Annotated in this window: 21 protein-coding genes; 3 read left to right on the forward strand and 18 right to left on the reverse strand. The window is 65.0% G+C overall.

What is annotated here, in order from left to right:
• Positions 1 to 109: 109 nt before the first annotated feature.
• Genes ACVWYQ_RS25085 through cyoA form a run of 7 tightly spaced genes read right to left on the reverse strand, consistent with a single transcriptional unit; the run spans position 110 to position 7046 of the window.
• Positions 110 to 643, reverse strand: coding sequence for a response regulator transcription factor (locus ACVWYQ_RS25085; RefSeq protein ID WP_057028497.1), 534 nt, complete (start codon positions 641 to 643; stop codon positions 110 to 112).
• Positions 633 to 2036, reverse strand: a complete 1404-nt coding sequence (locus tag ACVWYQ_RS25090; RefSeq protein WP_198399954.1) for an ATP-binding protein — start codon at positions 2034 to 2036, stop codon at positions 633 to 635. The genes ACVWYQ_RS25085 and ACVWYQ_RS25090 overlap by 11 nt, the downstream gene beginning before the upstream one ends.
• Entirely contained in the window at positions 2008 to 2859 is an 852-nt protein-coding gene (locus ACVWYQ_RS25095) for an SURF1 family protein (protein WP_404545327.1), read from the reverse strand. The genes ACVWYQ_RS25090 and ACVWYQ_RS25095 overlap by 29 nt, the downstream gene beginning before the upstream one ends.
• Positions 2856 to 3236, reverse strand: coding sequence for a cytochrome o ubiquinol oxidase subunit IV (gene cyoD, locus ACVWYQ_RS25100; protein WP_404545329.1), 381 nt, complete (start codon positions 3234 to 3236; stop codon positions 2856 to 2858). The genes ACVWYQ_RS25095 and cyoD overlap by 4 nt, the downstream gene beginning before the upstream one ends.
• A complete protein-coding gene (cyoC, locus tag ACVWYQ_RS25105) occupies positions 3233 to 3862 on the reverse strand; it encodes a cytochrome o ubiquinol oxidase subunit III (protein ID WP_157286618.1) in 630 nt (209 codons plus the stop codon). The genes cyoD and cyoC overlap by 4 nt, the downstream gene beginning before the upstream one ends.
• A complete protein-coding gene (cyoB, locus tag ACVWYQ_RS25110; protein ID WP_404545332.1) occupies positions 3863 to 5860 on the reverse strand; it encodes a cytochrome o ubiquinol oxidase subunit I in 1998 nt (665 codons plus the stop codon).
• A gap of 25 nt (positions 5861 to 5885) precedes the next feature.
• Positions 5886 to 7046 carry a ubiquinol oxidase subunit II gene (gene cyoA, locus ACVWYQ_RS25115; protein WP_404545335.1) on the reverse strand — a complete coding sequence of 387 codons (1161 nt, stop codon included), beginning with the start codon at positions 7044 to 7046 and terminating at the stop codon, positions 5886 to 5888.
• A 181-nt stretch (positions 7047 to 7227) separates the two neighbouring features.
• Here cyoA and ACVWYQ_RS25120 point away from each other — a divergent pair, with 181 nt between their 5' ends.
• Entirely contained in the window at positions 7228 to 8556 is a 1329-nt protein-coding gene (locus tag ACVWYQ_RS25120) for an MFS transporter (RefSeq protein ID WP_157286616.1), read from the forward strand.
• A 59-nt stretch (positions 8557 to 8615) separates the two neighbouring features.
• Here the strand turns inward: ACVWYQ_RS25120 and ACVWYQ_RS25125 are convergent, their stop codons facing one another.
• Both ACVWYQ_RS25125 and ACVWYQ_RS25130 read right to left on the reverse strand, forming a co-directional pair.
• Positions 8616 to 9110: a VOC family protein gene (locus ACVWYQ_RS25125; RefSeq protein WP_456726494.1), complete on the reverse strand. Its 495-nt coding sequence runs from the start codon at positions 9108 to 9110 to the stop codon at positions 8616 to 8618.
• A gap of 300 nt (positions 9111 to 9410) precedes the next feature.
• The gene (locus ACVWYQ_RS25130; RefSeq protein WP_456726495.1) at positions 9411 to 9956 is read right to left on the reverse strand and encodes a carboxymuconolactone decarboxylase family protein; all 546 of its coding nucleotides are present in this window, start codon (positions 9954 to 9956) and stop codon (positions 9411 to 9413) included.
• Between the two features lie 127 nt (positions 9957 to 10083).
• Here ACVWYQ_RS25130 and ACVWYQ_RS25135 point away from each other — a divergent pair, with 127 nt between their 5' ends.
• Both ACVWYQ_RS25135 and ACVWYQ_RS25140 read left to right on the forward strand, forming a co-directional pair.
• Positions 10084 to 11298: an acyl-CoA dehydrogenase family protein gene (locus tag ACVWYQ_RS25135; RefSeq protein WP_456726496.1), complete on the forward strand. Its 1215-nt coding sequence runs from the start codon at positions 10084 to 10086 to the stop codon at positions 11296 to 11298.
• A 139-nt stretch (positions 11299 to 11437) separates the two neighbouring features.
• Positions 11438 to 12577: an acyl-CoA dehydrogenase family protein gene (locus ACVWYQ_RS25140; protein ID WP_456726497.1), complete on the forward strand. Its 1140-nt coding sequence runs from the start codon at positions 11438 to 11440 to the stop codon at positions 12575 to 12577.
• A 277-nt stretch (positions 12578 to 12854) separates the two neighbouring features.
• On the opposite strand, the gene ACVWYQ_RS25145 is transcribed toward ACVWYQ_RS25140, so the two are convergent.
• From ACVWYQ_RS25145 to ACVWYQ_RS25185, 9 genes are all read right to left on the reverse strand, one after another.
• Positions 12855 to 13892: an amino acid ABC transporter substrate-binding protein gene (locus ACVWYQ_RS25145; protein WP_128266141.1), complete on the reverse strand. Its 1038-nt coding sequence runs from the start codon at positions 13890 to 13892 to the stop codon at positions 12855 to 12857.
• 130 nt (positions 13893 to 14022) lie between these two features.
• On the reverse strand, positions 14023 to 14616 hold the full coding sequence (locus ACVWYQ_RS25150) for a L,D-transpeptidase (protein ID WP_109142148.1): 594 nt from the start codon (positions 14614 to 14616) through the stop codon (positions 14023 to 14025).
• Between the two features lie 355 nt (positions 14617 to 14971).
• The gene (locus tag ACVWYQ_RS25155; RefSeq protein ID WP_456726498.1) at positions 14972 to 15943 is read right to left on the reverse strand and encodes a hypothetical protein; all 972 of its coding nucleotides are present in this window, start codon (positions 15941 to 15943) and stop codon (positions 14972 to 14974) included.
• Between the two features lie 99 nt (positions 15944 to 16042).
• Entirely contained in the window at positions 16043 to 16606 is a 564-nt protein-coding gene (locus ACVWYQ_RS25160) for a redoxin domain-containing protein (RefSeq protein WP_456726499.1), read from the reverse strand.
• Between the two features lie 30 nt (positions 16607 to 16636).
• Positions 16637 to 17335, reverse strand: a complete 699-nt coding sequence (locus tag ACVWYQ_RS25165; protein ID WP_456726500.1) for a cytochrome c biogenesis CcdA family protein — start codon at positions 17333 to 17335, stop codon at positions 16637 to 16639.
• A 326-nt stretch (positions 17336 to 17661) separates the two neighbouring features.
• Positions 17662 to 18273 carry a sigma-70 family RNA polymerase sigma factor gene (locus ACVWYQ_RS25170; protein ID WP_456726501.1) on the reverse strand — a complete coding sequence of 204 codons (612 nt, stop codon included), beginning with the start codon at positions 18271 to 18273 and terminating at the stop codon, positions 17662 to 17664.
• A 405-nt stretch (positions 18274 to 18678) separates the two neighbouring features.
• Complete coding sequence (locus ACVWYQ_RS25175; RefSeq protein WP_036020286.1) at positions 18679 to 19410, reverse strand: response regulator; 732 nt, start codon at positions 19408 to 19410, stop codon at positions 18679 to 18681.
• A 25-nt stretch (positions 19411 to 19435) separates the two neighbouring features.
• Positions 19436 to 21181 (reverse strand): ATP-binding response regulator, encoded by a 1746-nt coding sequence (locus ACVWYQ_RS25180; protein ID WP_157286606.1) that lies wholly within the window; start codon positions 21179 to 21181, stop codon positions 19436 to 19438.
• Entirely contained in the window at positions 21151 to 23181 is a 2031-nt protein-coding gene (locus ACVWYQ_RS25185) for a sensor histidine kinase (RefSeq protein WP_271546531.1), read from the reverse strand. Before ACVWYQ_RS25185 ends, ACVWYQ_RS25180 begins: the two co-directional genes overlap by 31 nt.
• Positions 23182 to 23194 lie beyond the last annotated feature (13 nt).

The raw sequence follows: 23194 nt of genomic DNA on the forward strand, positions 1-23194 counted from the left end.
CTCGTTGAAAACTGCTGCCGCGCACTCCGCCCTCATCCTGAGGAGCCCGCCTAAAGCGGGCGTCTCGAAGGATAAGCCGCAGGGAATGCTCTCAAATGCGATAGCGCTCCTACTTCACCGGGCGCTTCTCGAGCTTCCTCGCCAGCGTCCGCCGGTGCATGCCCAGCCGGCGGGCCGCTTCGGAGATGTTGAAGTCGGTCTCGATCAAGGTCTGGTGAATGCGTTCCCATTCCAACGTCTTGATCGAGGTCGGCCGCGAATCGAGCGCGACCTCGGCGTTGCCTTCGGCCTTGTGGAAGGCGGCCTCGATGTCGTCGGTGTTCGACGGCTTTGCCAGATAGTGGCAGGCCCCCAACTTGATCGCCTCGACCGCGGTGGAGATGCTGGCAAAGCCGGTCAGCACCACGATCAGCATGTCGGGATCGTGCGTGTGCAGGAGCTCGACGCAGGCAAGGCCCGAGGCGCCGCCGAGCTTGAGGTCGACCACGGCATGACCGAAAGAGCGTTCCTCCAGCACCTGGCGCACCTCCTCGATCGAGGCGGCGAGTACCACCTCGTAGCCGCGGCGCTCGAACGAGCGCTTCAGCGTGCGGGCAAAACCCGCATCGTCCTCGACGACGATCAGCGAACGGTCAGGCGTCAAAATTCCCTCCGATCGCCAATGTTGCGAGCGGCAGCGTGAGGCGCACCGTGGCGCCGCGCTTCCTGTGGTTCTTGGCGCTCACGGTGCCCCCCAATTTGCGCACGACGTTCACCACCAGGAACAGGCCGAGCCCGCCGCCGGCGCGACCCTTGCTCGACTGATAGGGCTTCCCCAGCTGCGCCAGCATCTCCGGCGCAAAGCCCGGGCCGCGGTCGGAGATCGACAGCACGAGATTGTCGCCCTCGCGCTCGGCGACGAGCTCGACCCACTCGCGCGAGACCTCATAGGCGTTGTCGAGCACGTTGAAGATCACCTGCTTCAGGGCGACGTCGGAGACGATTGCGACGTCCTCGCCGAAGGTGTTGACGAAGTAGAGCGTGCGGGCGGAGCGCGCATTGCGCCATTCGTCGACCAGCGCGGTGACGAAGGCCGTCACCGTCGTCGGTGAGGAGCCTTCACCGCGCGCTTCGCCCGCCGACACCAGGATGCCTGTCACGATCGACTTGCAGCGCTGCAACGAGGTTTCCATCTCCGCGAGGTCCTCGGCAAGCTCCTGATCGGCGGCAAGATCCGGCATGCGGCGCCAGTCGCTGAGGATTACCGAGAGCGAGGCGAGCGGCGTGCCGAGCTCATGGGCCGCGCCGGAGGCGAGCAGGCCCATGCGCACGATATGGTCCTGTTCGGCGGCATGCTGGCGCAGCGCCGCCAGATGCGCGTCGCGCTCGCGCAAATTCCTGTTGATGCGGGTGACGAACACGACGAGCAGCACGGCGTTGAGCACGAAGCCCAGGAGCATGCCTGTTACGGTGAGCGTATAGGTCTCGCTCAACGGATTGGGCGGCAGATCGAGCGGCCGGTAGGCCAATGTCAGCCAGACGAAGCTGGCGCAGGTCAGCGCCACCAGCGACCAGGTCGATCGGGCATCGAGCAGCACCGCACCGAGCGTCACCTGGAGCAGGAACAGCGAGGTGAAGGGATTGGTGGCGCCGCCGGAGAGATAGAGCTGCGCGGTCAGCGCGGCGACGTCCAGTATCAAGGCGACCAACAGCTCATTGTTGGTGATCGCAGCGCGATGGCGCACCCAGACCAGGCTGGAGACGTTGAGCAGCACCAGCGCGCCGATCACCGCGCCCATCCGCTCCAGCGGCAGGGGGATGCCGAGGCCGAAATGCACGGTACCGATGGTCACGATCTGGCCGACCACCGCGGTCCAGCGCAGCTGGATCAGCAGCGCCATGTTCTTGCGGTTGGTCTCGTCCTCGGTCGGCATGGTGCCGATCAGCTCGCTGCGCGCGTCGGCCTGCGATTGCAGCGTGACGGCTTGCCCGTCACGCCCAAGCGTCTGGGAAAGCGTTTTCCCGTCGTCAGGTCGGCTCGACGATCGTTCCAGCATCTGATCCCGTCCTGCGGGCGTCGGCATCCGAGCCGCCGGCCTTGTCGTGGACGAAGCGCTTGCGACGGAACAGCCCGCCGCCGAATGTGACGAAAAGTCTGCCGGCCAGCATGAAAGCCAGGGCAAACCACGTCAGCGCGTAGATCAGGTGGTTATTGGGAAAGCGGATCACGGTCAATCCGCCGATTGGGCCGCCGGCGATTTGTGATCCGGCGTCGGCGTCCACGAAGAAGGGCGCGACCTCGCGAAGGCCGCGCGCCGCCGCAATGGCGGCGACGTCCCGCGAGTACCAGCGGTTGTGCTGGGGCACGTTGGTGCGCAAGAAACCGCCCTTCGGCTCGGTGATGCGCAGGAGGCCGGTGATCTCGACCCGACCTTGCGGATTGCCGTTCCGGCGCGTCGATGCGTCGCGGCGCTCGGACGGCACGAAGCCGCGATTGATCAGGACCAGCGTGCCGTCGTCGCGCTGAAGCGGCGTCAGCACCCAATAGCCGGGGCCTTCCTCGGTGACGGCCTGAACCAGCGTCTCGCTCTCATGCAGGAAGCGCCCGCTGAGGCTGACATGCCTGTATTCGTCGCTTGCGGCGCTGACGGCGGGCCACGAAGCAGGCAAGGGGATCGGCTGCGCCGGCGCGTGGACGCGCTGCTCGACCCGGTCGATCAGCGCCAGCTTCCAGGCGCGGCGCTCGATCTGCCAGACGCCGAGCGCGATCAGAAGCACGAAAGCAATGAGCGAGAGGATCGTGAGCCACAAGGACGCCGGCCGCGCAGCCTTGCTGCGCGCATCTCCGTCCTCGCCCGTCACGGTCCCGGTTTCGCTCACTTCATTCCGCTCATCTGGTGCATCGGCATCATGTTGCTGTTGAGGTGGCTCATCACCCACAGCGAACCCGACAGCGCGATCACTACCATCACGATGGTGAAGATCAGCGCCATCATGGTCCAGCCGTTCTCGGAGGTCGTGTTCATGTGCAGGAAGTAGACCATGTGCACGACGATCTGCACGATTGCGAAGGCCATGATCACCAGCGCGGTGATCTGCTTGCTCGGCAGCGCGCCGCTCATCACCAGCCAGAACGGGATCGCGGTGAGCACGACCGAGAGCACGAAGCCGAGCATGTAGCCCGAGAATGTGCTGTGGGCTTGGCCGCCCTCGTGGTGATGGTCGTGCGCGCCGGCTGCGTGGGTATCGGTGCTCATCGCAGAACTCCCAGGAGATAGACGAAGGTGAAGACGCCGATCCAGACCACGTCGAGGAAGTGCCAGAACATCGACAGGCACATCAGGCGGCGGCGGTTGGCCTCGATCAGGCCGAACTTTCCGACCTGCACCATCAGCGTCACCAGCCAGATCAGGCCGCAGGTGACGTGCAGGCCGTGGGTGCCGACCAGGGTGAAGAAGGCGGAGAGGAAGGCGCTGCGCTGCGGCGTTGCGCCCTCGTGGATCATGTGGGCGAACTCGAAGAGCTCGATGCCGATGAACGCGGCCCCGAACAGGCCGGTGATCGCGAGCCAGATTTGCGTCTGCGCGACCTTGTTCTGCTGCATCGTCAGCATCGCAAAGCCGTAGGTGATCGACGACAGCAGCAGCATGGACGTGTTCACCGCGACCAGGGTCAGGTCGAACAGGTCCTTCGGCGCGGGGCCGGCGGCATAGTTGCCGCCGAGCACGCCGTAGGTGGCGAACAGGATCGCAAAGATGAGACAGTCGCTCATCAGATAGATCCAGAAGCCGAGCGAGGTGCTCCAGCCTTCCGGATGCGGATGCTCGTCAGCGAGGTAGAAGACCGGCTCGCCGGTCTGCGAGGGATGAACAGCGACAGTCATTTACTTGGCTCCGGCGAGCAGCTTGGTGCGCGCGTCCTCGGTCCGGATGACGTCGTCAGCCGGAATGTCGAAGTCGCGGTGATAGTTGAAGGTGTGGCCGATCCCGACGGCGAGCATCGCGATGAAGCTCAGGGCGGCGAGCCACCACATGTACCAGACGAGAGCAAAGCCCATCGCGGTGGCGAAGCCGGCGAGGATGATGCCGGTGCCGGTGCTGCTGGGCATGTGGATCGGCTTGAACCCGGTGAGCGGACGCTGATAGCCGCGCCGCTTCATGTCCCACCACGCGTCATTGTCGTGAACGACCGGGGTGAAGGCGAAGTTGTAGTCCGGCGGCGGCGAGGAGGTCGCCCATTCCAGCGTGCGCGCGTCCCAGGGATCGCCGGTGACGTCCTTGAGCTGCTCGCGCTTGAGCAGGCTGACCGCGAACTGCATCAGCATCGCGAGGATGCCGATGAAGACGAACACGGCACCGATCGCAGCGATGACGAACCAGATCTGCAAGGACGGATCGTCGAACACGCGCAGGCGGCGGGTCACGCCCATCAGGCCGAGCACGTAGAGCGGCATGAAGGCCAGGTAGAAGCCCGTGACCCAGAACCAGAACGACATCTTGCCCCAGAATGGATCGAGCTTGAAGCCGAACGCCTTCGGGAACCAGTAGTTGATGCCGGCGAACGCGCCGAACACCACGCCGCCGATGATCACGTTGTGGAAGTGCGCGATCAGGAACAGGCTGTTGTGCAGCACGAAGTCGGCCGGCGGCACCGCGAGCAGCACACCGGTCATGCCGCCGATCACGAAGGTCAGCATGAAGGCGATGGTCCACATCATCGGCAGCTCGTAGCGGATGCGGCCGCGATACATCGTGAACAGCCAGTTGAACATCTTCGCGCCCGTCGGGATCGAGATGATCATCGTGGTAATGCCGAAGAACGAGTTGACGCTGGCGCCCGAGCCCATCGTGAAGAAGTGGTGCAGCCAGACCAGGTAGGACAGGATGGTGATGACGACCGTGGCGTAGACCATCGAGGTGTAGCCGAACAGCCGCTTGCCCGAGAAGGTCGAGGTGACTTCGGAGAAGATGCCGAACGCCGGGAGAACCAGGATGTAGACCTCGGGGTGGCCCCAGATCCAGATCAGGTTCACGTACATCATCGGGCTGCCGCCGAAATCGTTGGTGAAGAAGTTGGTGCCGACGTAGCGGTCGAGCGACAGCAGCGCGAGCACCACGGTCAGGACCGGGAAGGAGGCGACGATCAGCACGTTGGTGCAGAGCGAGGTCCAGGTGAACACCGGCATCTTCATCATGGTCATGCCGGGGCAGCGCAGCTTGACGATGGTGCAGATCAGGTTGATGCCGGATAGCGTCGTTCCGACGCCGGCGATCTGCAGCGCCCAGATGTAATAGTCGACGCCGACGTCGGGACTGTAGCCGATGTTCGACAGCGGCGGATAAGCCAGCCAGCCGGTGCGGGCGAATTCGCCGATGAACAGCGAGGCCATCACCAGCACCGCGCCGCCGACCGTCATCCAGAAGCTGAAATTGTTCAGGAACGGGAACGAGACGTCGCGCGCGCCGATCTGCAGCGGCACGACGTAGTTCATCAGGCCGGTGACCAGCGGCATCGCCACGAAGAAGATCATGATCACGCCGTGGGCGGTGAAGATCTGGTCGTAGTGATGGGCGTTGAGATAGCCTTCGGAGCCGTTGAACGCGAGCATCTGCTGGCCGCGCATCATCAGCGCGTCGGCAAAGCCGCGCAGCAGCATCACGATGCCGAGGATCATGTACATGATGCCGATGCGCTTGTGGTCCACCGTGGTGAACCATTCGCGCCAGAGATAGCCCCAGAGGCGGAAATAGGTGAGGCCGCCGAGCAGCGCGGCGCCGCCGAGCGCGACCACTACGAAGGTGCCGACGACGATCGGCTCGTGCAGCGGCAGCGATTCGAGGCCGAGCCGGCCGAAGATGAGCTTGAGAAGATCAGGAGACATGCGAACTCTCTTTAGGAGTCTGACTTCAGGAATCGGACTTGGGACGCTGTCCGAGGAAGAAGGACGAGGACTTCAGCGGCGTGAACGACGGCCGCTTCAGGCCGGCACCCAGGAGCGGCGCGAAATCGGTCGGAGCCTTGATCGAGGCGGTGGTCTGCCCCTGCGGCGCATCCGGCGTGCAGGTGCCGGCGACGAAGGTCGGCTCGGGTCCGAGCACCGTGCCTCGGCGGGCATACTTGTCGTAGGCGAGCGGCAGGGTGTTGTTCAGGCCCTGATGGCCGTTGCCGCCCTTGGCGTCGATCGCCATCATCTCGCTCTGGCACATCTTGCCGGTCTCGACGCACATGTTGAGGATCAGGCGGTAGAGATCGGCATCGACGGTGCCCCAGCGCCGCACCGGCTCGTTCTGGCTGGGCTTCTCCAGCTGGAGATATTCGGCGCGGCCAAGCGAGCCACCGGCCGACTTGGCGCTGGCGATCCAGGCATCAAAATCCTTGTCGTCGAGGCCCCTGAAGTTGAAGTGCATGCCCGAGAAGCCGGCGCCGCTATAGTTCGCCGAAAAACCCTTGTAGGTGCCGGCACGGTTGACCACGGCGTGGAGCTTGGTCTCCATGCCCGGCATCGCGTAGATCTGGCCGGCGAGCGCGGGGATGTAGAACGAGTTCATCACCGAGGACGCGGTGATGCGGAAGGTGATCGGGCGATCGACCGGAGCTGCGAGCTCGTTGACGGTGGCGATGCCGTAATCCGGGTAGATGAAGAGCCACTTCCAATCGAGCGCGACGACGTCGACCTCGAGCGGGGCCTTGGACCTGTCCACCGCGCGCTCGGCATGAATGCGGCCGAGGGTGCGATAGGGGTCGAGCAGATGCGTGCCCATCCAGGTCAGCGCGCCCAGGCAGACGATGATCAAGAGAGGCGCGGACCAGATCACCAGCTCGAGCTTGGTCGAGTGATCCCAGTCCGGCTCGTAGCGGGCCTCGGTGTTGGACTGGCGGTAGCGCCAGGCGAACAGCACCGTCAGCGCCATCACGGGCACGACGATCAGCAGCATCAGGACGGTGGAGATGATGACGAGGTCACGCTGTTGCGCGGCGATATCGCCGGCTGGCGCCAGCACGACGTAATCGCAGCCGCTGAGCGCGGCAGCCAGAGGTAGTAGCGCCAGGATCTTGAGACGGGACACGGGCCGAGCCTTATGAGAATGAGTTTCCTTTGCGGGGCCAAGGGGTAGCTGCGGCGCAACAATGGGGACATTGGACAATTTGTCCAATGTTGCAGTGCGGGAGGTTGCGCCAGATAGGGCCAGATTGCTTGGCGCCCCGCCGGGCGGTCGGCTTTGGTTTCAGGACGTTAAGGGCGCACGAATGGCGACGGCACAGACCCCCGCAATGGCAGACCTCCACACGGGCGAGCACGGCCACGACCAGGCCAGTCCCGGCGAGATCGCCATCGGCGTCATCATCGGCCGTACCTCGGAATTCTTCGACTTCTTCGTCTTCGCGATCGCCTCGGTGATCGTGTTTCCGCGCCTGGTGTTTCCGTTCGCGAGCGAGCTGACCGGGACCCTCTATTCCTTCATGGTCTTCGCGCTGGCCTTCATGGCCCGTCCGATCGGCACCGTCATTTTCATGACGATCGACCGCGAATACGGCAAGACGGCCAAGCTGATCTCGGCGCTATTCCTGCTCGGCACCGCCACCGTCGCGCTCGCGTTCCTGCCCGGCTATCAGGAGATCGGCGTCGCCGCGATCTGGCTGCTCGCGCTGGCGCGCATCGCGCAGGGTCTGGCCTGGGGCGGCGCCTGGGACGGCATGGCTTCGCTGCTGGCGCTGAATGCGCCGGCCTCCCAGCGCGGCTGGTACGCGATGGTGCCGCAGCTCGGCGCCCCGCTCGGGCTGATCGTGGCGAGCGCGCTGTTCGCCTATTTCGCCGGCCTCCTCTCGGCCGATGACTTCTTCGACTGGGGCTGGCGCTATCCGTTCTTCGTCGCCTTCGCCATCAATGTCGTCGCGCTGTTCGCGCGCCTGCGCATGGTGACGACGGAAGAATACGCCACGCTGTTCGAGACCCGCGAACTCCAGCCGGCACGGATCTCCGAGACGGTCGCGCGCGAAGGCCAGACCATCATGCTAGGGGCCTTTGCGCCGCTGGCGAGCTTCGCGCTGTTTCACATGGTCACGGTGTTCCCGCTGTCCTGGGTGTTCCTGTTCACCCACGAAAGCCCGGTGCGCTTCTTGATCATCGAGATCGTCGCTGCCGTGTTCGGCGTCGCGGCGATCGTGGCCTCCGGCATCATTGCCGACCGCGTCGGGCGCAAGTCGCTCTTGATGGGATCGGCGATCGCGATCGCGATCTATAGCGGCTTCGCGCCACAGCTGCTCGACGCCGGCGCGTTCGGCGAGACCATCTACATGGTGATCGGCTTCATCCTGCTCGGCCTGTCCTTCGGCCAGTCGTCGGGTGCGATCGCCTCGAACTTCCGGCAGGCCTATCGCTACACGGCGTCGGCGCTGACCTCCGACATGGCTTGGCTGTTCGGCGCCGGCTTCGCCCCGCTGGTCGCACTGCTGCTCGCCACCAATCTCGGCGTCATCGCCTCGGGTGCGTATCTGCTCTCCGGCGCGTTCTGGACCCTGCTCGCGCTCTGGCTCAGCGGCCAGCGCGAAGCGGGGGATATGGACGCCGGGCGCTGATCGCTCGGCGCGTGCTGGGTGGGCAAAGGCGCTGGTGGCGCCGTGCCCACCTCTAGGCATCACCCCTCGCGCTGCCGCAACAGCGCTTCGACATCCAGCCGCTTGGTGAACATCGCGAGCTTCCCGTCAGGCCCGAACGGCCATTGTTCCCGCGGCTTGTCCCAATACAGCTCCACGCCGTTCTGGTCGGGATCACGCAGGTAAAGCGCCTCGCTGACGCCGTGGTCGCTGGCGCCATCCAGCGCAATGCCGGCCGTGAGCACCCGATGCAGCCCATCCGCCAGCGCAGGGCGCGTCGGAAACAGGATCGCGGTGTGATAGAGCCCGGTCGCATCACGCGGCGGCGGTGAGCCGCCCTTGCTCTCCCAGGTGTTGAGCCCGATGTGGTGATGATAGCCGCCAGCCGCGATGAATGCCGCGCCCGAGCCCATCCGCTGCATCAGCTCGAAGCCGAGCACGCCGCAATAGAAGCCGAGCGCACGATCGAGATCGGCGACCTTGAGATGGACGTGGCCGATCCTTGTGCCGGCAGGAATGACTGGGCTTTGCGACATGTGAATGCTCCCTCGAAAACATGCAGGTAAGCCCGGGTTCGTGAGTGTGCTACGGCCAAACGCGAAACCCATCGTTTCTGGATCGGCAACTAAACCGGAATGGCTTCAGGGTGAAGCGATTGCCGCGGGCTCGGTGCAACCTCTCCCGCTTGCGGGAGAGGTCGCGCCGAAGGCGCGGGTGAGGGCTTTCTCCTCTAGGGGACTATCCCATCGCGGAAGCACCCTCTCCCCAACCCTCTCCCGCAAGCGGGAGAGGGAGTGCACTTTCCTCGTAGCAATCAAACCTGATCTCATCTCGCTCTAGCTAAGCTCCGATATCTCGCCCTCGGGCAGGTCGAACTCGAACGTGTTCAGCGTCATCGACACCAGCGTGTAATAGCCGCACAGCCCGATCACCTCGACGACGCCGCGTTCGCCGAGCAGCTTCACGGCGTCGTTGTAGAGGCCCTTCTCGACGCCGTGGCCCTCGTGCAGCGACTTCGCGAGATCATAGATCATCTTAGCCTTGGCATCTTCGAAGTTGGGCGTACGGCGGTCGCGGATCGCGTCGATAATCTCGGGCTTCATGCCGCCGGCGAGCGCGAGGCGCTTGTGCGCATACCATTCGTAATGCGCGGTCCAGTGCCGCGCCGTCACCAGGATCGCGATCTCCGAGAGCTTGGCCGGGAAGATGGTGTCGAAGCGCAGCACCTCGCCGAGCCGCGTGGCATGGCGCGCCATCTCGGGGCTGTTCAGCCAGGCCATCATTGGCGGCGGCGGCTTGCCGCGCTTGCCGGCGATCGACTCGTCATAGGTCTGCCGCTGGCTCTCGTTCATTTCGCCAGGCGAAAGAAGTTTTAGGCGCATGGTCGTTTCCTCTGTGTTTTCAAGGCTCGCTGTCGCCGCGACTATAAATGATAAGTGGTTGAATTCCGCGGGGGCTTGGCCCAGACTCGCTGTCAACAATTCGAATGTTGGGTGATGGAAACGACCAATGACCGATCTCAAGACCAGCGATTCTGAATCCGCCGATCTCGAAGCATTCCGCAACGAGACACGCGCCTGGCTGGAAGCCAATTGCCCGCCGGAGATGCGCAAGCCCGCAACGTCGGACGCCGACGTGTTCTGGGGCGGACGCAACGCAAAATTCTCGTCCGAGCCGCAGCGCATCTGGTTCGAGCGCATGCGCGACAAGGGCTGGACCGTGCCTGACTGGCCGAAGGAGTATGGCGGCGGTGGCTTAAGCGCTGCCGAGCACAAGGTGCTGCGCGCGGAGATGGCGAGGATCGGCGCGCGGCCGCCGCTGTCGAGCTTCGGCATCTGGATGCTCGGGCCGGCGCTCTTGAAATACGGCAACGAGGCCCAGAAGAAGGAGCATCTGCCGAAGATCGCCACGGGCGAGATCCGCTGGTGTCAGGGCTATTCCGAGCCGAACGCCGGCTCCGACCTCGCTTCGCTCCAGACCCGCGCCGAGAGCGACGGCGACGACTTCATCATCAACGGCCAGAAGATCTGGACGTCCTACGCCAATTACGCCGACTGGATCTTCTGCCTGGTGCGCACCGATCCGACCGCCAAGAAGCACGACGGCATCAGCTTCATCCTGTTCGACATGACCTCCAAGGGCGTCTCGACCAAGCCGATCCTCTTGATCTCCGGCTACTCGCCGTTCTGCGAGACCTTCTTCGACAATGTCCGCGTGCCGAAGTCGCATGTGGTCGGCACCATCAACCGCGGCTGGGATGTTGCGAAATATCTGCTCCAGCACGAGCGCGCGATGATCTCGGGGATGGGCGAGCGCGGCGTCGGCCGGCCGCTCGGCCAGATCGCGGCCGATTCAGTCGGCACCGATGGGCAAGGCAAGCTCGACGACGCCATGCTGCGCGGCCAGATCGCGCGCTTCGACGTCGATGAAGCCGCGCTGGCTGCCTGCGCCGAGCGCGCGGTCGATCTCGCCAAGGCCGGCCAGGCGCATCCGGCGTTCTCCTCGGCGATGAAATATTACGGCACCGAGCTCAACAAGCGCCGCCACGAGATCCTGATGTCGGCCGGCGGCGTCGATGCGCTGGAATGGGAGAGCGAGCGCTCCAGGCAGGGCGCCCGCCCGCGCGCCTGGCTGCGCACCAAGGCCAACTCGATCGAGGGCGGCACGTCCGAGGTCATGCTCGGCATCGTCGCCAAGCGCATCCTGGATCTGCCGGGGGCGTAAGCCTTTCTGTCATTCCGGGGCGCGCGTAGCGCGAGCCCGGAATCCATAACCACCAGTCGGGAGTATGGATTCCGGGCCTGCGCCTGCGGCGCATCCCGGAATGACGAGACAACATAGATTTCGAATCGGAAACACGCACATGGCCCTCGTCCTCACCGAAGAACAATCCATGCTCCACGACTCCGCGCGCGGGCTGATCAGCGACAAGGCGCCGGTGTCGCACCTGCGCCATCTGCGCGACACCAAGGATCCCACCGGCTTCTCCAGGGAGCTCTGGCATTCCTTCGCCGAGATGGGTTTCGCCGGTCTGCTCGTGCCCGAAGAATTCGGCGGCAGCGGTCTCGGCTACGTCGAAGCCGGGATCGTCATGGAGGAGATCGGCCGCACCTTGATGCCGTCGCCCTTCCTCGCGACGTCAGTGGTGGCGGCATCAGTGCTGACCCGCGGCGGCAATGCCGCGCAGAAATCGGAATATCTGTCGAAGATCGCGAACGGCTCGCTGCTCGCGACGCTGGCGATCGACGAGGGCGCCAAGCATCGCCCGCTGCAGACCAGCCTCAAGGCCGTGCGCGCCGGCAACGGCTTCAAGCTCTCCGGTGCCAAGGCGCTGGTGGTCGACGGTCATGTCGCCGATCTCGTCATCGTCGCCGCGCGCACCGCGGGCTCTGCCGGCGAGCGCGAGGGCCTGACGCTGTTCCTGGTTAACCCCAAGGCCAAGGGCGTTGCGATCGAGCGCACCATCATGGTCGATGCGCACAATGCGGCGCGAATCGAGTTCGCCAATGTCGAGGTCACCGCCGACAGCGTGCTCGGCGAGGTCGACCAGGCGGCCGGCCTGCTCGATGGCGTGCTCGATATCGGCCGCGGCGCGGTCGCCGCCGAAATGGTCGGCCTCAGCGATGAAGTGTTTGGCCGCACCGTCGAGTATCTGAAGAGCCGCAAGCAGTTCGGCAAGCTGATCGGCGAATTCCAGGCGCTGCAGCATCGCGCCGCCGAGCTCTACATCGACATCGAGATCACCCGCGCTGCCACCATGAAGGCGCTGCAGGCGCTCGATGCCGACGTTGTCAAGGCCGCACCCGCCGTCGCCGTGGCTAAAGCCCGCGCCGGCACCACCGCCACACGCGCGGTGCAGGAAGGCGTGCAGATGCACGGCGGCATGGGCATGACCGACCAGTTCGACATCGGCTTCTTCATGAAGCGCGCCCGTGTCTGCGAGGAGCTGTTCGGCGATGCGAACTACCACACCGAGCAGCTGGCCAGGGCGCGGGGCTATTGAGGCTGGGGCAATAGCGCGAACCGTCATGGCCGGGCTTGTCCCGGCCATCCACGTTCTTTGGTGCCTCGGAAACGTGGATGCCCGGGCCTTCGCCTCGCCGAAGCGGCTTCGGCCGCGCAGGCGGGACAAGCCCGGGCATGACGATTGAGAGCGTGGCGTGAGCCTGTATCAACCTCGTCATTGCGAGGAGCGCTTGCGACGAAGCAATCCAGACTGTCGCCGTGGAAAGACTCTGGATTGCTTCGCTTCGCTCGCAATGACGCGTGGTTAAACCGCCCTACCGCATCGGCGGTGCGTACTGCACGCCACCTGCGTTCCACAGCTGGTTCATGCCGCGCGGGATCTTCAGCTTCGACTTCTCGCCGATGTTGCGATCATACATCTCGCCGTAATTGCCGACGTGACGGATGATGCGGGCGGCCCAGTCCTTGGTGAGGCCAAGCTGCTCGCCGTAACGGCCTTCGGTGCCGACGAGGCGCATCACCTCCGGCTTCTTCGACTTCAGGGCTTCGTCAATGTTCTCCGAGGTCACGCCCAGCTCCTCGGCGTTGATCATCGCATACAGCGTCCATTTCACGATCATCATCCAGTCGTCGTCGCGCTGACGCACCACGGGGGCGAGCGGCTCCTTGGAGATCATGTCGGGCAGGATCATGTGGTCGCCGGGCTTCGTCAGGTTCAACCTGAGAGCATAGAGCTGAGAAACGTCGGCGGAGAACGTGTCGCACTTGCCGGTGTCGTAGGCCTTCACCACGTCGTTGAGGTTATCGAACTTCACCTCTTCATACTTCATGTTGTTGATGCGGAAGTAATCGGCGACGTTGAGTGTCGTCGTGGTTCCGTTCTGCACGCAGACCTTGCTGTCTGCCAGGTCCAGCGAGGTCTCCTTGTTGCGCGTGCGCGGCACCATGAAGCCGACGCCGTCGTAATAGGCTACGGCCGGGAAATACAGGTCGAAGTCGAGCTCGCGCGCCATGCTCCAGGTCGTGTTGCGCGAGAGGATGTCCACCTTGCGGCTCTGCAGCTCCTTGAAACGCTCGTTGGCGTCGAGCGGAACGAACTTCGCCTTGCCGGGGTCGTTGAAGATCGCAGCGGCCACCGCACGGCAGAAATCGACGTCGAAGCCGGTCCAGTTGCCCTTGTCGTCGGGGATCGAGAAGCCCGGCAGGCCCTTGTTGACGCCGCACAGCACCTCGCCGCGGCGAACCGTGCGCCTCAGGGTGCGGGTGTCGTAAAACTCGTAAATGATCGCGCCGATGGCGACCAGCACGGCGATGGCGACCCCGATCAGTAGGCCGCCACGAAAAGTGCGCATCATGTTGCTCTCTCGAAAAATCGGGAAAAGGAATCAGGCGAGGACGGAGTGCATGATCCGGATCCGGACGGCCGCGTTGGCGCAAGGCACGCTGCGGCCGTCCGAAGCAATCATGCCGGGATCATGAACGTTAGAGCTCGGGCTTCTGCCGGATGACCACCTTGGTGCCGACAGGGACGCGATCGTAGAGGTCGGCGACGTCGGCGTTGACCAGGCGGAAGCAGCCCGACGACACCTTGGTGCCGATCGTGTCGGGTCGGTTGGTGCCATGGATGCGGTAGACCGTGGTGCCGAGATACATGGCGCGGGCCCCCAGCGGGTTGCCTGGACCGCCGGCCATGAAGCGCGGCAGATAGGGCTGGCGCTGGATCATCTCCGGCGGCGGTGTCCAGTCCGGCCACTCCTTTTTGTTGGTGATGGTCACCAGCCCCTGCCACTGGAATCCGTCGCGGCCGACGCCGATGCCGTAGCGGATGGCGCGCCCGCCGGGCTGCACCAAATAGAGGTGACGTTCGGCCGTCGAGACGATGATCGTGCCCGGCGGCTCCGTGGTGCGGAAGTAGACCACCTGTTTCTGCCATTCCGGCTCGAGCTGGTATCCGTCATCGGCGATCAGGCCCGGCTCGTCGCCGCGGTCCGGCTGCTGGGCGAAGGCGTGCGGCGTGGACAGGACCAGTCCCATCGCAGCCACGAAAATCCCGGTCAGGCGACGAAAATCCGTCATTCAAGCTCTCCCCGCTGCCACACAGCGCAAATCATTCGGAACCATCAAACCTGAGGGGCAAGTTCATGGCAAGTTGATGGCGCGCTGCCCCGGCATGTCACGAGAATGCTTTGGTTTTTTGACGTAGATCAACACCATGAACAGGGTGGGTTGGCGCGAAAAGCAGTGATCGGCGCCGCGGTGGAGGTGCGCTCCCTCCCCCGCTTGCGGGGGAAGGCTGGGGAGAGGGTGTCTCTGCAATGGGATTCCCCGAGAGGATAGTACCCTCACCCGCCGCTTCGCGGCGACCTCTCCCGCAAGCGGGAGAGGCTCAGACCGAACGCGCGGTGAGATCGAGGCCGACAATTTGCGCCAGCTAGATCTTGTTGCTCTCCGGCGCGATCCCGAGTCGCCGCACGATCTCCCTCGCCACGGCGCGGGCTTCGACGCGCGAGCCGATGCGGGGGCTGCGAAACCGCCGCCCCGAATGCAGCCGGATCACCACGATGCAATGCTCGTCCTCGGAGCGGCCGCGGCGCTCGACCGTGATCGTTTTCACGTCGGGTCCGGCGATGCGGTCGGCGCGCAGGCTGCCGTCGCCCCACAGGCGCTCGACACGAATATCGTTCGGCCCGATGATCCAGAACGCGCCGGTCGCAAGGTTGGCATAGCGATAGACGGCGAATGCGGCGATCGCGCCCAGCGGCAGCAGCAGGATATCGACATGGCTCGGCGAGAGGCCGCGCCACAGCTTGTAGGCATAGGGGGCCGCGGACAAAGCCACCGCGATCAGTGCGACGATGCGGATCTCCCGTGCAGGAAACGCCTCGAGCGGCTCGCCGAGATGCATCTCGGGATTGCTGGCATCGAGCGGGTTGCTCGGCGCCTCGACATTGGGAACGTCGAAATGCGCCGCGATCCACGCCACGGTGTCGCGGACATGGGTGACATCGGAAATCGGCGGTGAGGTCAGCCGCTCGCCCGAGGCCAGGGTGAAGACGAGCTGGAAGCGGGCCTTCACCCTCTTGCTGCCGGGGACCTGCAGCGCCGTGATCTCGTCCTTCCCGACGAGGCGCGTCCTTAGTTTTCCGAACGGCCGTTGCCGGCCGATCAGGATCTCGTCCGCCGTGATGATCCACACCACCGCCGGCGCCATCATGATGCCGACGACGAATCCGGCTCCCACCAGCAGCGCCACCGTCGATATCGTGATTTCCAGGACGTCCTGCGTGAACAGACCCGGCGTGAAGCAGAGCGCGACGGCAGCCGCACAGCCGGCCACGACCAGCCGCTGCGCGATCGAGGAACCTTCACGAAGGCGGATGTCGGTGCTGGTGGTCGCGTCCATTGCGGGCGGCTGATTGCGTCAGTTGCGAAACTCCACGGACGGCTCCGTGGAGTCAAGCAACAAGGGCGACAACTGCCGCCGCGCGATGGCTGCGCGGCGTCAGCTGCTCGCGTTCAGCAGCTTGGCCACCGTGCGATCGATCTCGTCATAGCTGCCTTCGCCGGCGTGCTGGAACACGATGTTGCCACTCTGGTCGACGATGTATTGCGCCGGCCAATATTGATTGCGATAGGCGTTCCAGGTCTTGGACTCATTGTCCTGCGCGACCGGATAGGTGATGCCATGGCGCTTCAGCGCGGCCTGCACGTTGGCGGCGGAGCGCTCGAACGGGAATTCCGGCGTGTGCACGCCGACCACGACGAGGCCTCGATCCCGGTACTTGGCGTAGAGCTCGGTGACGTGCGGCAGCGTGTTGACGCAGTTGACGCAGCCATAGGTCCAGAAATCCACCAGCACGACCTTGCCGCGGAGATCGGCGATGCTCAGCGGCTTCGAGTTGAACCAGTTAGTGATGCCGGTGAAGTCGGGCGCGGCCTGCTGGTTTGCGGCGGCGGTGACGACAGGCGCAGCGCGTGCGGCCTCGTCGCAGATGCCGGGGATGATGGCGCCGGTCACGGTGATGCCGATCAGTGCAGCAGACATTGCGAGCAGCTTGAGAGTCATGGAAAGCGTCCTCCGGTGAAGATGAGGGGATCACAGGCCGATCTGGCCGGTGGGGTAGAAGCCGGTGAGCCACGCCACGATCAGCGTGTCGTATTGGAAATAAGCGGCGACCGCGAAGCCGATCACGACGACGCCAAAGCCCTGCTGGAGGCGTGGCGAGATGCGCGCGAGACTGCGCACACGCGTGGTCGCGGCCTGTCCGCCATAGGCTATTCCCAGCATCGGGATCGCAGCGCCAATGGCATAGGCGACCAGCAGCGTGCCGGCCCAGCCGAGATTTTTCGAGGTCGCCACCAGCGTCAGGATCGAGCCGAGCACGGGCCCTGCGCAGGGCGTCCAGACCAGTCCCAGCGTCGTGCCGAGGATCAGCCCGCCGAGCACGCCGTCGCGCTGCATGGCGCCGATGTTGCCGAGATCGAGCCAGCCGTTGATCCGGATCGACAGCCATTCGAACGGCGCCGGCCACAGCATCAACAGGCCGAAGCCGAGCAGCAGGACCGCTGCCGCCTCGCGCAGCACGTTCGGATCGAAATCGAAGGCCCGCGTGATCGCGCCGAGCGCCAGCGCGACCACCGAGAAGGAAACGACGAAGCCGAGCGCGATCATCGCGGGTCGCAGATGCCCCGCGCGCCCGATCGAGGCGCCGAGCAGGATCGGCAACATCGGCAACGTACAGGGCGCGGCGATGGTGAGGATGCCGGCGAGGAGAGCAAAGAGCAGGTCGAGCATGAGGCACTCGTGAGGGAGGTCACGAGGGCTGTTCGCGTGCGGTGGGGCGGTCGTTACGCAGCGTCACGGCTTCGTGACGGGGCTTTGAGGCATTCTGTTCGACACGACGGCGCTGCGCGCCACCCCAAATAAAAACGACCCGGACGGGGCATCGTCCGGGTCGCTGGAGGTCTTGGGAGGTTTAACGAAACCGTATGGGAGCTTTATAGAGGGGAAGTTTTTCCGCCTGATGTTGTCGTTTGTTTCAATTGTTTCGCCGGCGGTAACGCTTCCGTGTCCGGGGAGAGGGCCAAAACCGAGGTCCTATCCCCTTGAAATTATTATTGTTAAGCGGCGAAACGGTCGACGCCGGCGCCCTTAAGCAAATCGGCGAGTTGCTTGCGGGCGTAGAACATCCGCGTCTTCACCGTGCTCTGGGGAATGCCGATGATCTGGCCGACCTCCTCCACCGACTTCTCGTGGTAATAGACGAGGTTGATGATCTCCCGATGCGCCGGCGACAGCTTCTGCACGCAGGCGCGCAGGATGGCGCTGGTGTCACTGCGGTCGAGCGAAGTCTCCGGCGTGTCGCAATCATCAGGGATCTGACGCACGTCCTCCTGATCGATGTCCTCGAAGCGACGCTGGCGCATCGCGGTCAGCGCCTTGAAGCGGGCGATCGAGAGCAGCCAGGTGGACACCTGCGAGCGGCCCTGGAATTGGCCGGCGGTCCGCCACACATCCAGAAACACCTGGCTGACCAGATCTTCCGCCGTGGTGGCGTCGCGCACGATGCGCAGGATGAAGCGGTACACCCGTACATTGTGCCGGCAGTAAAGGATGTGCATGGCCGTCCGGTTGCCGTCGGCAATGCTTGCGAGGAGCATGTCGTCCGAGGTCGCCTGAGCGGAAATGATGCTCTGGCTGGCTTGGGCGTTGATGGCAATGACGTTCGGCATGGACTTGGCTCCCCGTAGCGCCGCAACCGAGCGGCGTTTCCTTGGGTCAAAGTGTTAATGAGCCAACGTTTCGGGACGTCTGCACGAAAAGCGGAAAATGGTTTCGTGCGCCGTCAAATTGTTTCGCCGGACAGGGCGCGACGAAACATTCGGGGCAAAAAACCTCGTGATTTCAACGTACGGAAAATACGGGGTGGCGATTCGGGGCCGGACGGGCGCGCCGCGGAACGAATTTAGGGGGATTGCGTTTGGTCGCGCCACACCTACCGCTGTCGTCCCGTGGCGATAATCTCGTAGCCCGGATGAAGCGCAGCGAAATCCGGGGCAACTCCATCCGCGGCTACAGCACCCCGGATTGCGCTGCGCTCCATCCGGGCTAGGGCAGAGCGGGCTGTGCCGCTCGCCCTACGCCTTCTCGCCCTGCGGCGAGAACAGATAGCCGCCGCCGCGGATGGTGCGGATCACCGCGGGCTTGGCAGGATCGGGCTCGATCTTGCGGCGGATGCGCATGATGCGCAGATCGACCGCGCGGTCGAAGGCTTCGGCATCGCGGGCGTTGGCAAGCTCGAGCAGGCGCTCGCGCGACAGCACGCGCTTCGGATTGGCCGCGAACACCTTGAGCAGCCCGAACTCGGACGCCGTCAGCGGATGCTCGTTGCCCTCGTCATCGCGCAAGGCCTGCGCTTCGAGGTCGAGCCATTTGGTGCCGAAGCGCACCAGCTGCTCCTTGTCCGACTTCGCCGCCGGCGCGTCGGCCGCCTTGGCCGGTCCGCTCCGCCGCAGCACCGAGCGGATGCGCGCCATCAGCTCGCGCAGCTCGCAGGGCTTTGCCACGTAATCGTCGGCGCCGAGCTCGAGGCCGACGACGCGGTCGATCGGGCTCGCGGTCGCCGTCAGCATGATGACCGGCACGTTGATGCGGCTCTTGAGGTCGCGGATGATCGAGAGCCCGTCTTCCTCGGGCATGTTGAGGTCGAGCACGACGAGATCGGGCATGCTGCCCTGGATCGCGGCGCGCAAGGACTTGCCGCCGTCGCACAGCGTCACGGTGAAGCCGTGCATCTTGAGGTAATCGCCGACCATCTCCCGGGCCGGAGCCTCGTCGTCGACGATCATGATGTGCTGGCTTTGGGTCATGGGCTTTGCATCACGGGCTTTGACATCACGGCGCTTCAGTCGCAGGGAGGGTGATGGTGAAGGTCGAACCCTTGCCGGGGCCCTCGCTTTCGGCGGTCACCTCGCCGCCGTGCATGTCGATGATACGCTTGACGATGGAGAGCCCAAGTCCCGTCGAGCTCTCCCCGGCGGTCGGCTTGGCCGACAGCCGTTGGAACCGGCCGAACAGCCGGCCGAGGTCCTCCGGCGACAGGCCGGCGCCCTCGTCGCTGACGCTGACGATGGTGTCGCTGCCCTCGTGGACCACGGTGACGTCGATCTTGCCGCCGATCGGTGAGTATTTGATGGCGTTGCTGATGAGATTGTCGATCGCCTCGCGGATGCGGTCGGTGTCGCACATGGTGACGATGTTGGGCGGCGCGGTGACGCTGATCGCCTGCTGCTTGTTGACCGCGAGCGGCTGGTTGGCCTCGGCGACCTCCTTGACCAGGGCGGCGACGTCGACCGGCTCGCGGCGGATGGTGATGTCGAAGGCATCGGCCATCGCGTCCGAGATCAAATGATCGACCATCGTGGTCAGGCGCTTGGTGGCGTCGCGGATGTGGTCGACCTGGGCGACGACCCCGCTTTCCGAGGCGCCGGTCGAGATCAGCTCCTTGAGCATCTCGGTGCGGCCGAGAATGACGCCGAGCGGGTTCTTCAGGTCGTGCGCGACGGTGCCGAGAATCTCGTTCTTGAAGCCGTTGGCGCGCTGCAGCCGCAGCCATTGCGCCGAGAGGCGGCGATTGGCCTGCATCAGGGCGCGGGTGCGCTGGGCGACGCGGTCCTCCAGCTGGGTATTGGCGTCCTGCAGCTGCTGATAAAGGATGACGTTGTCGAAGGCGATCGAGAGCCTGGAGGAGAAGATCTCGACCAGCGAACGGTCGGTCTCCGACAGCTCGCGCTCGGCCTGGAGCAGCACCACGACCTCGCGGCCGGATCCGGTGCGCAAATAGATCACGCTGCGGTGGTCGGCGAATTCGTTCTTGCGGCGCTGGAACGCGGCCTCCACCATCTCGCGCAGCTCGGGGTCGAGCGCCTTCGACGAGGTGGTGCCGATGAAGCGGCTGTAGCAGCCGCTGCCGGCGAGCACCGAGAGCTCGGGATCGATGCCGCCATTGTCGCGCAGCACCAGGATGCCGGCGCAGTCGACGTTGAGGAGCGAAGCGAGCTGGGTCAGGACGCCCTCGGCGAGCCGCTGCATCGACTTGAAGTCGTACAGCGTCGAGGCCGCGTCGATGATGATCTCCAGCCCGCGCCGGGTCTGCACCATGCGCTCGAGCTGCTGGTAGGAGCGCAGCGCCGCGGTCAGCGAGGTGAACAGCTTGTCGGCGGTGAGCTCGGTCTTGGCCTTGTAGTCGTTGATGTCGTACTGCACGATGACGCGCCGCTCCGGCGCCTGGCCGGGCTGGCCGGTGCGCAGGATGATGCGCACGGTCTCGTTCCGGATCTCGTTGCGAATGAACTCGACCAGCTCGAGGCCGGCGACGTCGGTCTCCATGATGACGTCGAGCAGCACGGCGGCGATGTCGCGGTGCTCGGCCATCAGCTTGCGCCCTTCGGCCGCGGAATAGGCCGACAGGATCTCCAGGCTCTGGCCGTTCAGGCTGTAGTCCGACAGCGCAAAACGCGTGCCGTCATGCACGGCCGGATCGTCATCGATGACGGCGATCTTCCATTTCCGGGCGTTGCTGTCCTCCGACGCGGTACCGGTGTCGTCGATCAGGTGGAGGACATCGTCCTGTTCGGCCATTGCGAAGATCCGTCACTTTCTGTGCTTTGCGCGCCGCCCTTGGCGACGCGGGGCATGATAATGCGAAAAGTAGTGCCTTGTCCCAGCTTGGATTCCAGCATCATCCGGCCGCCGAGCTGCTGGGTGACGAGGTTATAGACGATATGAAGGCCAAGTCCCGTGCCGCCTTCATTGCGCCGGGTGGTAAAGAAAGGGTCAAAGGCCTGGCGCTGCACGTCCGGGGTCATGCCGGCCCCGTCGTCGGAGAAGCTGATCTCGATGTCCTCGGTGCCGCGCGGCCGCGCCGAAATCGCGATCCGGCCGGCGCGGCCGTCGGCGAAGGCGTGGTTGGCGGCGTTGAGGAAGAGGTTGGTCAGGATCTGGCCGTAGGAGCCGGGATAGCCGTCGAGCAGCAGCCCCTCGGGGACGTCGACCTCCAGCGTGATCGGCGAGCGCTTCAGCACGGGCTTGAGGCTGGCGATGATCTGGTCAGTGGCTTCGCTCAAGGAGAACTGCCGCCGCTCGGCATGGGAGCGGTCGACCGCGACCTGCTTGAACGACTGGATCAGCTCGCCGGCGCGCTGGAGATTGGCGACGAGCTGCTGCGAGGCGTCGCGCGAGGATTGCACGAACTCCTCCAGCTGCGAGCGGCGCAGGCCGCCCTCGCCCTTGAGCTGGGCTTCGAAGATCTCGGTGCGCCGGGCAAAGCTCGATGCCACCGTCAGGCTGATGCCGATCGGGTTGTTGACCTCGTGCGCGACGCCGGCAACGAGGCCGCCGAGCGCGGCCAGCCGCTCGGCGTCGATCAGGTTCTGCTGCGCGGTGTTGAGCTCGAGCAGGGCGCTCTCGGCCTTTTCCTTGGACGCGCGCAGCTCATCCTCGGTCCGGCGCTTGGCGATCGCGTTCTCGCGGAACACCTCCACCGCGCGTGCCATGGCCCCGACCTCGTCGCGCGCTTTCGTGCCCTGCACCTCGCGGTCGAGATCGCCGAGCGTGATCGCGCGCATCGCGGACATGATCTGCTGCAGCGGCAGGCGGATCGACAGCGCGATCAGGACGCCCGCGGTGAGGATGATGCCGAGGAAGATCACCGCGATCGACAGCACCCGGCGTGAGATATCCGCCAGCGTGCGGTCGAACACCTCCTGCGCCTTCTGCTCGCGCTGGCGCATCTTGGTCGAGAGGTCGTCGATGGCGCCGATCGCCTCGGCCTGGCTGGCGTCGATGGTGTTGCGCAACAGCTCCGTGCGGCTCGCAAGCTGCTCGGAGAGTTTTGCAAAACCCTCGCGAAGTGCGGCGGTGCGGGCCGCGAGCCGCTGCAAGGCCATCTTCTGCAGGTCGTTGTCGGCGAGATCGATCATGACCGGGATGGTCCTCTCGATCGTCTCGGTGTGGCGGCGCGCGTCGTCGGCGGCGCCCGACGACTGCGACAGATAGTAGGAATTGGCCGCGACCAGCATCGCGGTGAAGGCTTCGCGGGATTTGCCGAGCGAGGGCCAGATCAGCGCGTCGCGATGGCCGGTGGCACCCTCGATGATGGAGTAGAGGCCCGCCATGTCCCTGGCCGGGCCCTGCACCTGCTCCTCATAGGTCTTGGCGATGGTGGACTGCACGCTGCGCAGCTCGCCGAAGCCGTTGAGGAAGCGGTCGGTGGTGCGCTCCAGCTCCTCGACCGAGCCCGACAGCATCGGGTCCTTGGCAGCGCGGTTGGTCAGCGTGCCCAGCACCGCCTCGCGCAGCAACAGGATCTCGGCGAACAGGTCCGGGCTCGGCTGGTTGATGTAGCGGTGGATCAGGTTTTGCAGCCGCCCGGTCTCGCTCTCGAGCAGCGCCAGGATCCGGTCGGACTCGCGCACCTGGCGCACGTCGTCCCAGGCTGAGCCGAGCACCTTGGCGCCGTTCCAGATCATCGCCACCAGCACCACGACCACGGCGGAGTTCAGCGCGGCGATCGACAGGATGCGCCAGCGGATCGGCACCGCCCGCAAGAGGCCGACGATGCGCGCGCGCAGCTGCCCGATCGGGCCGGGCGGC

This window comes from Bradyrhizobium sp. USDA 3397 (genome assembly GCF_054060965.1).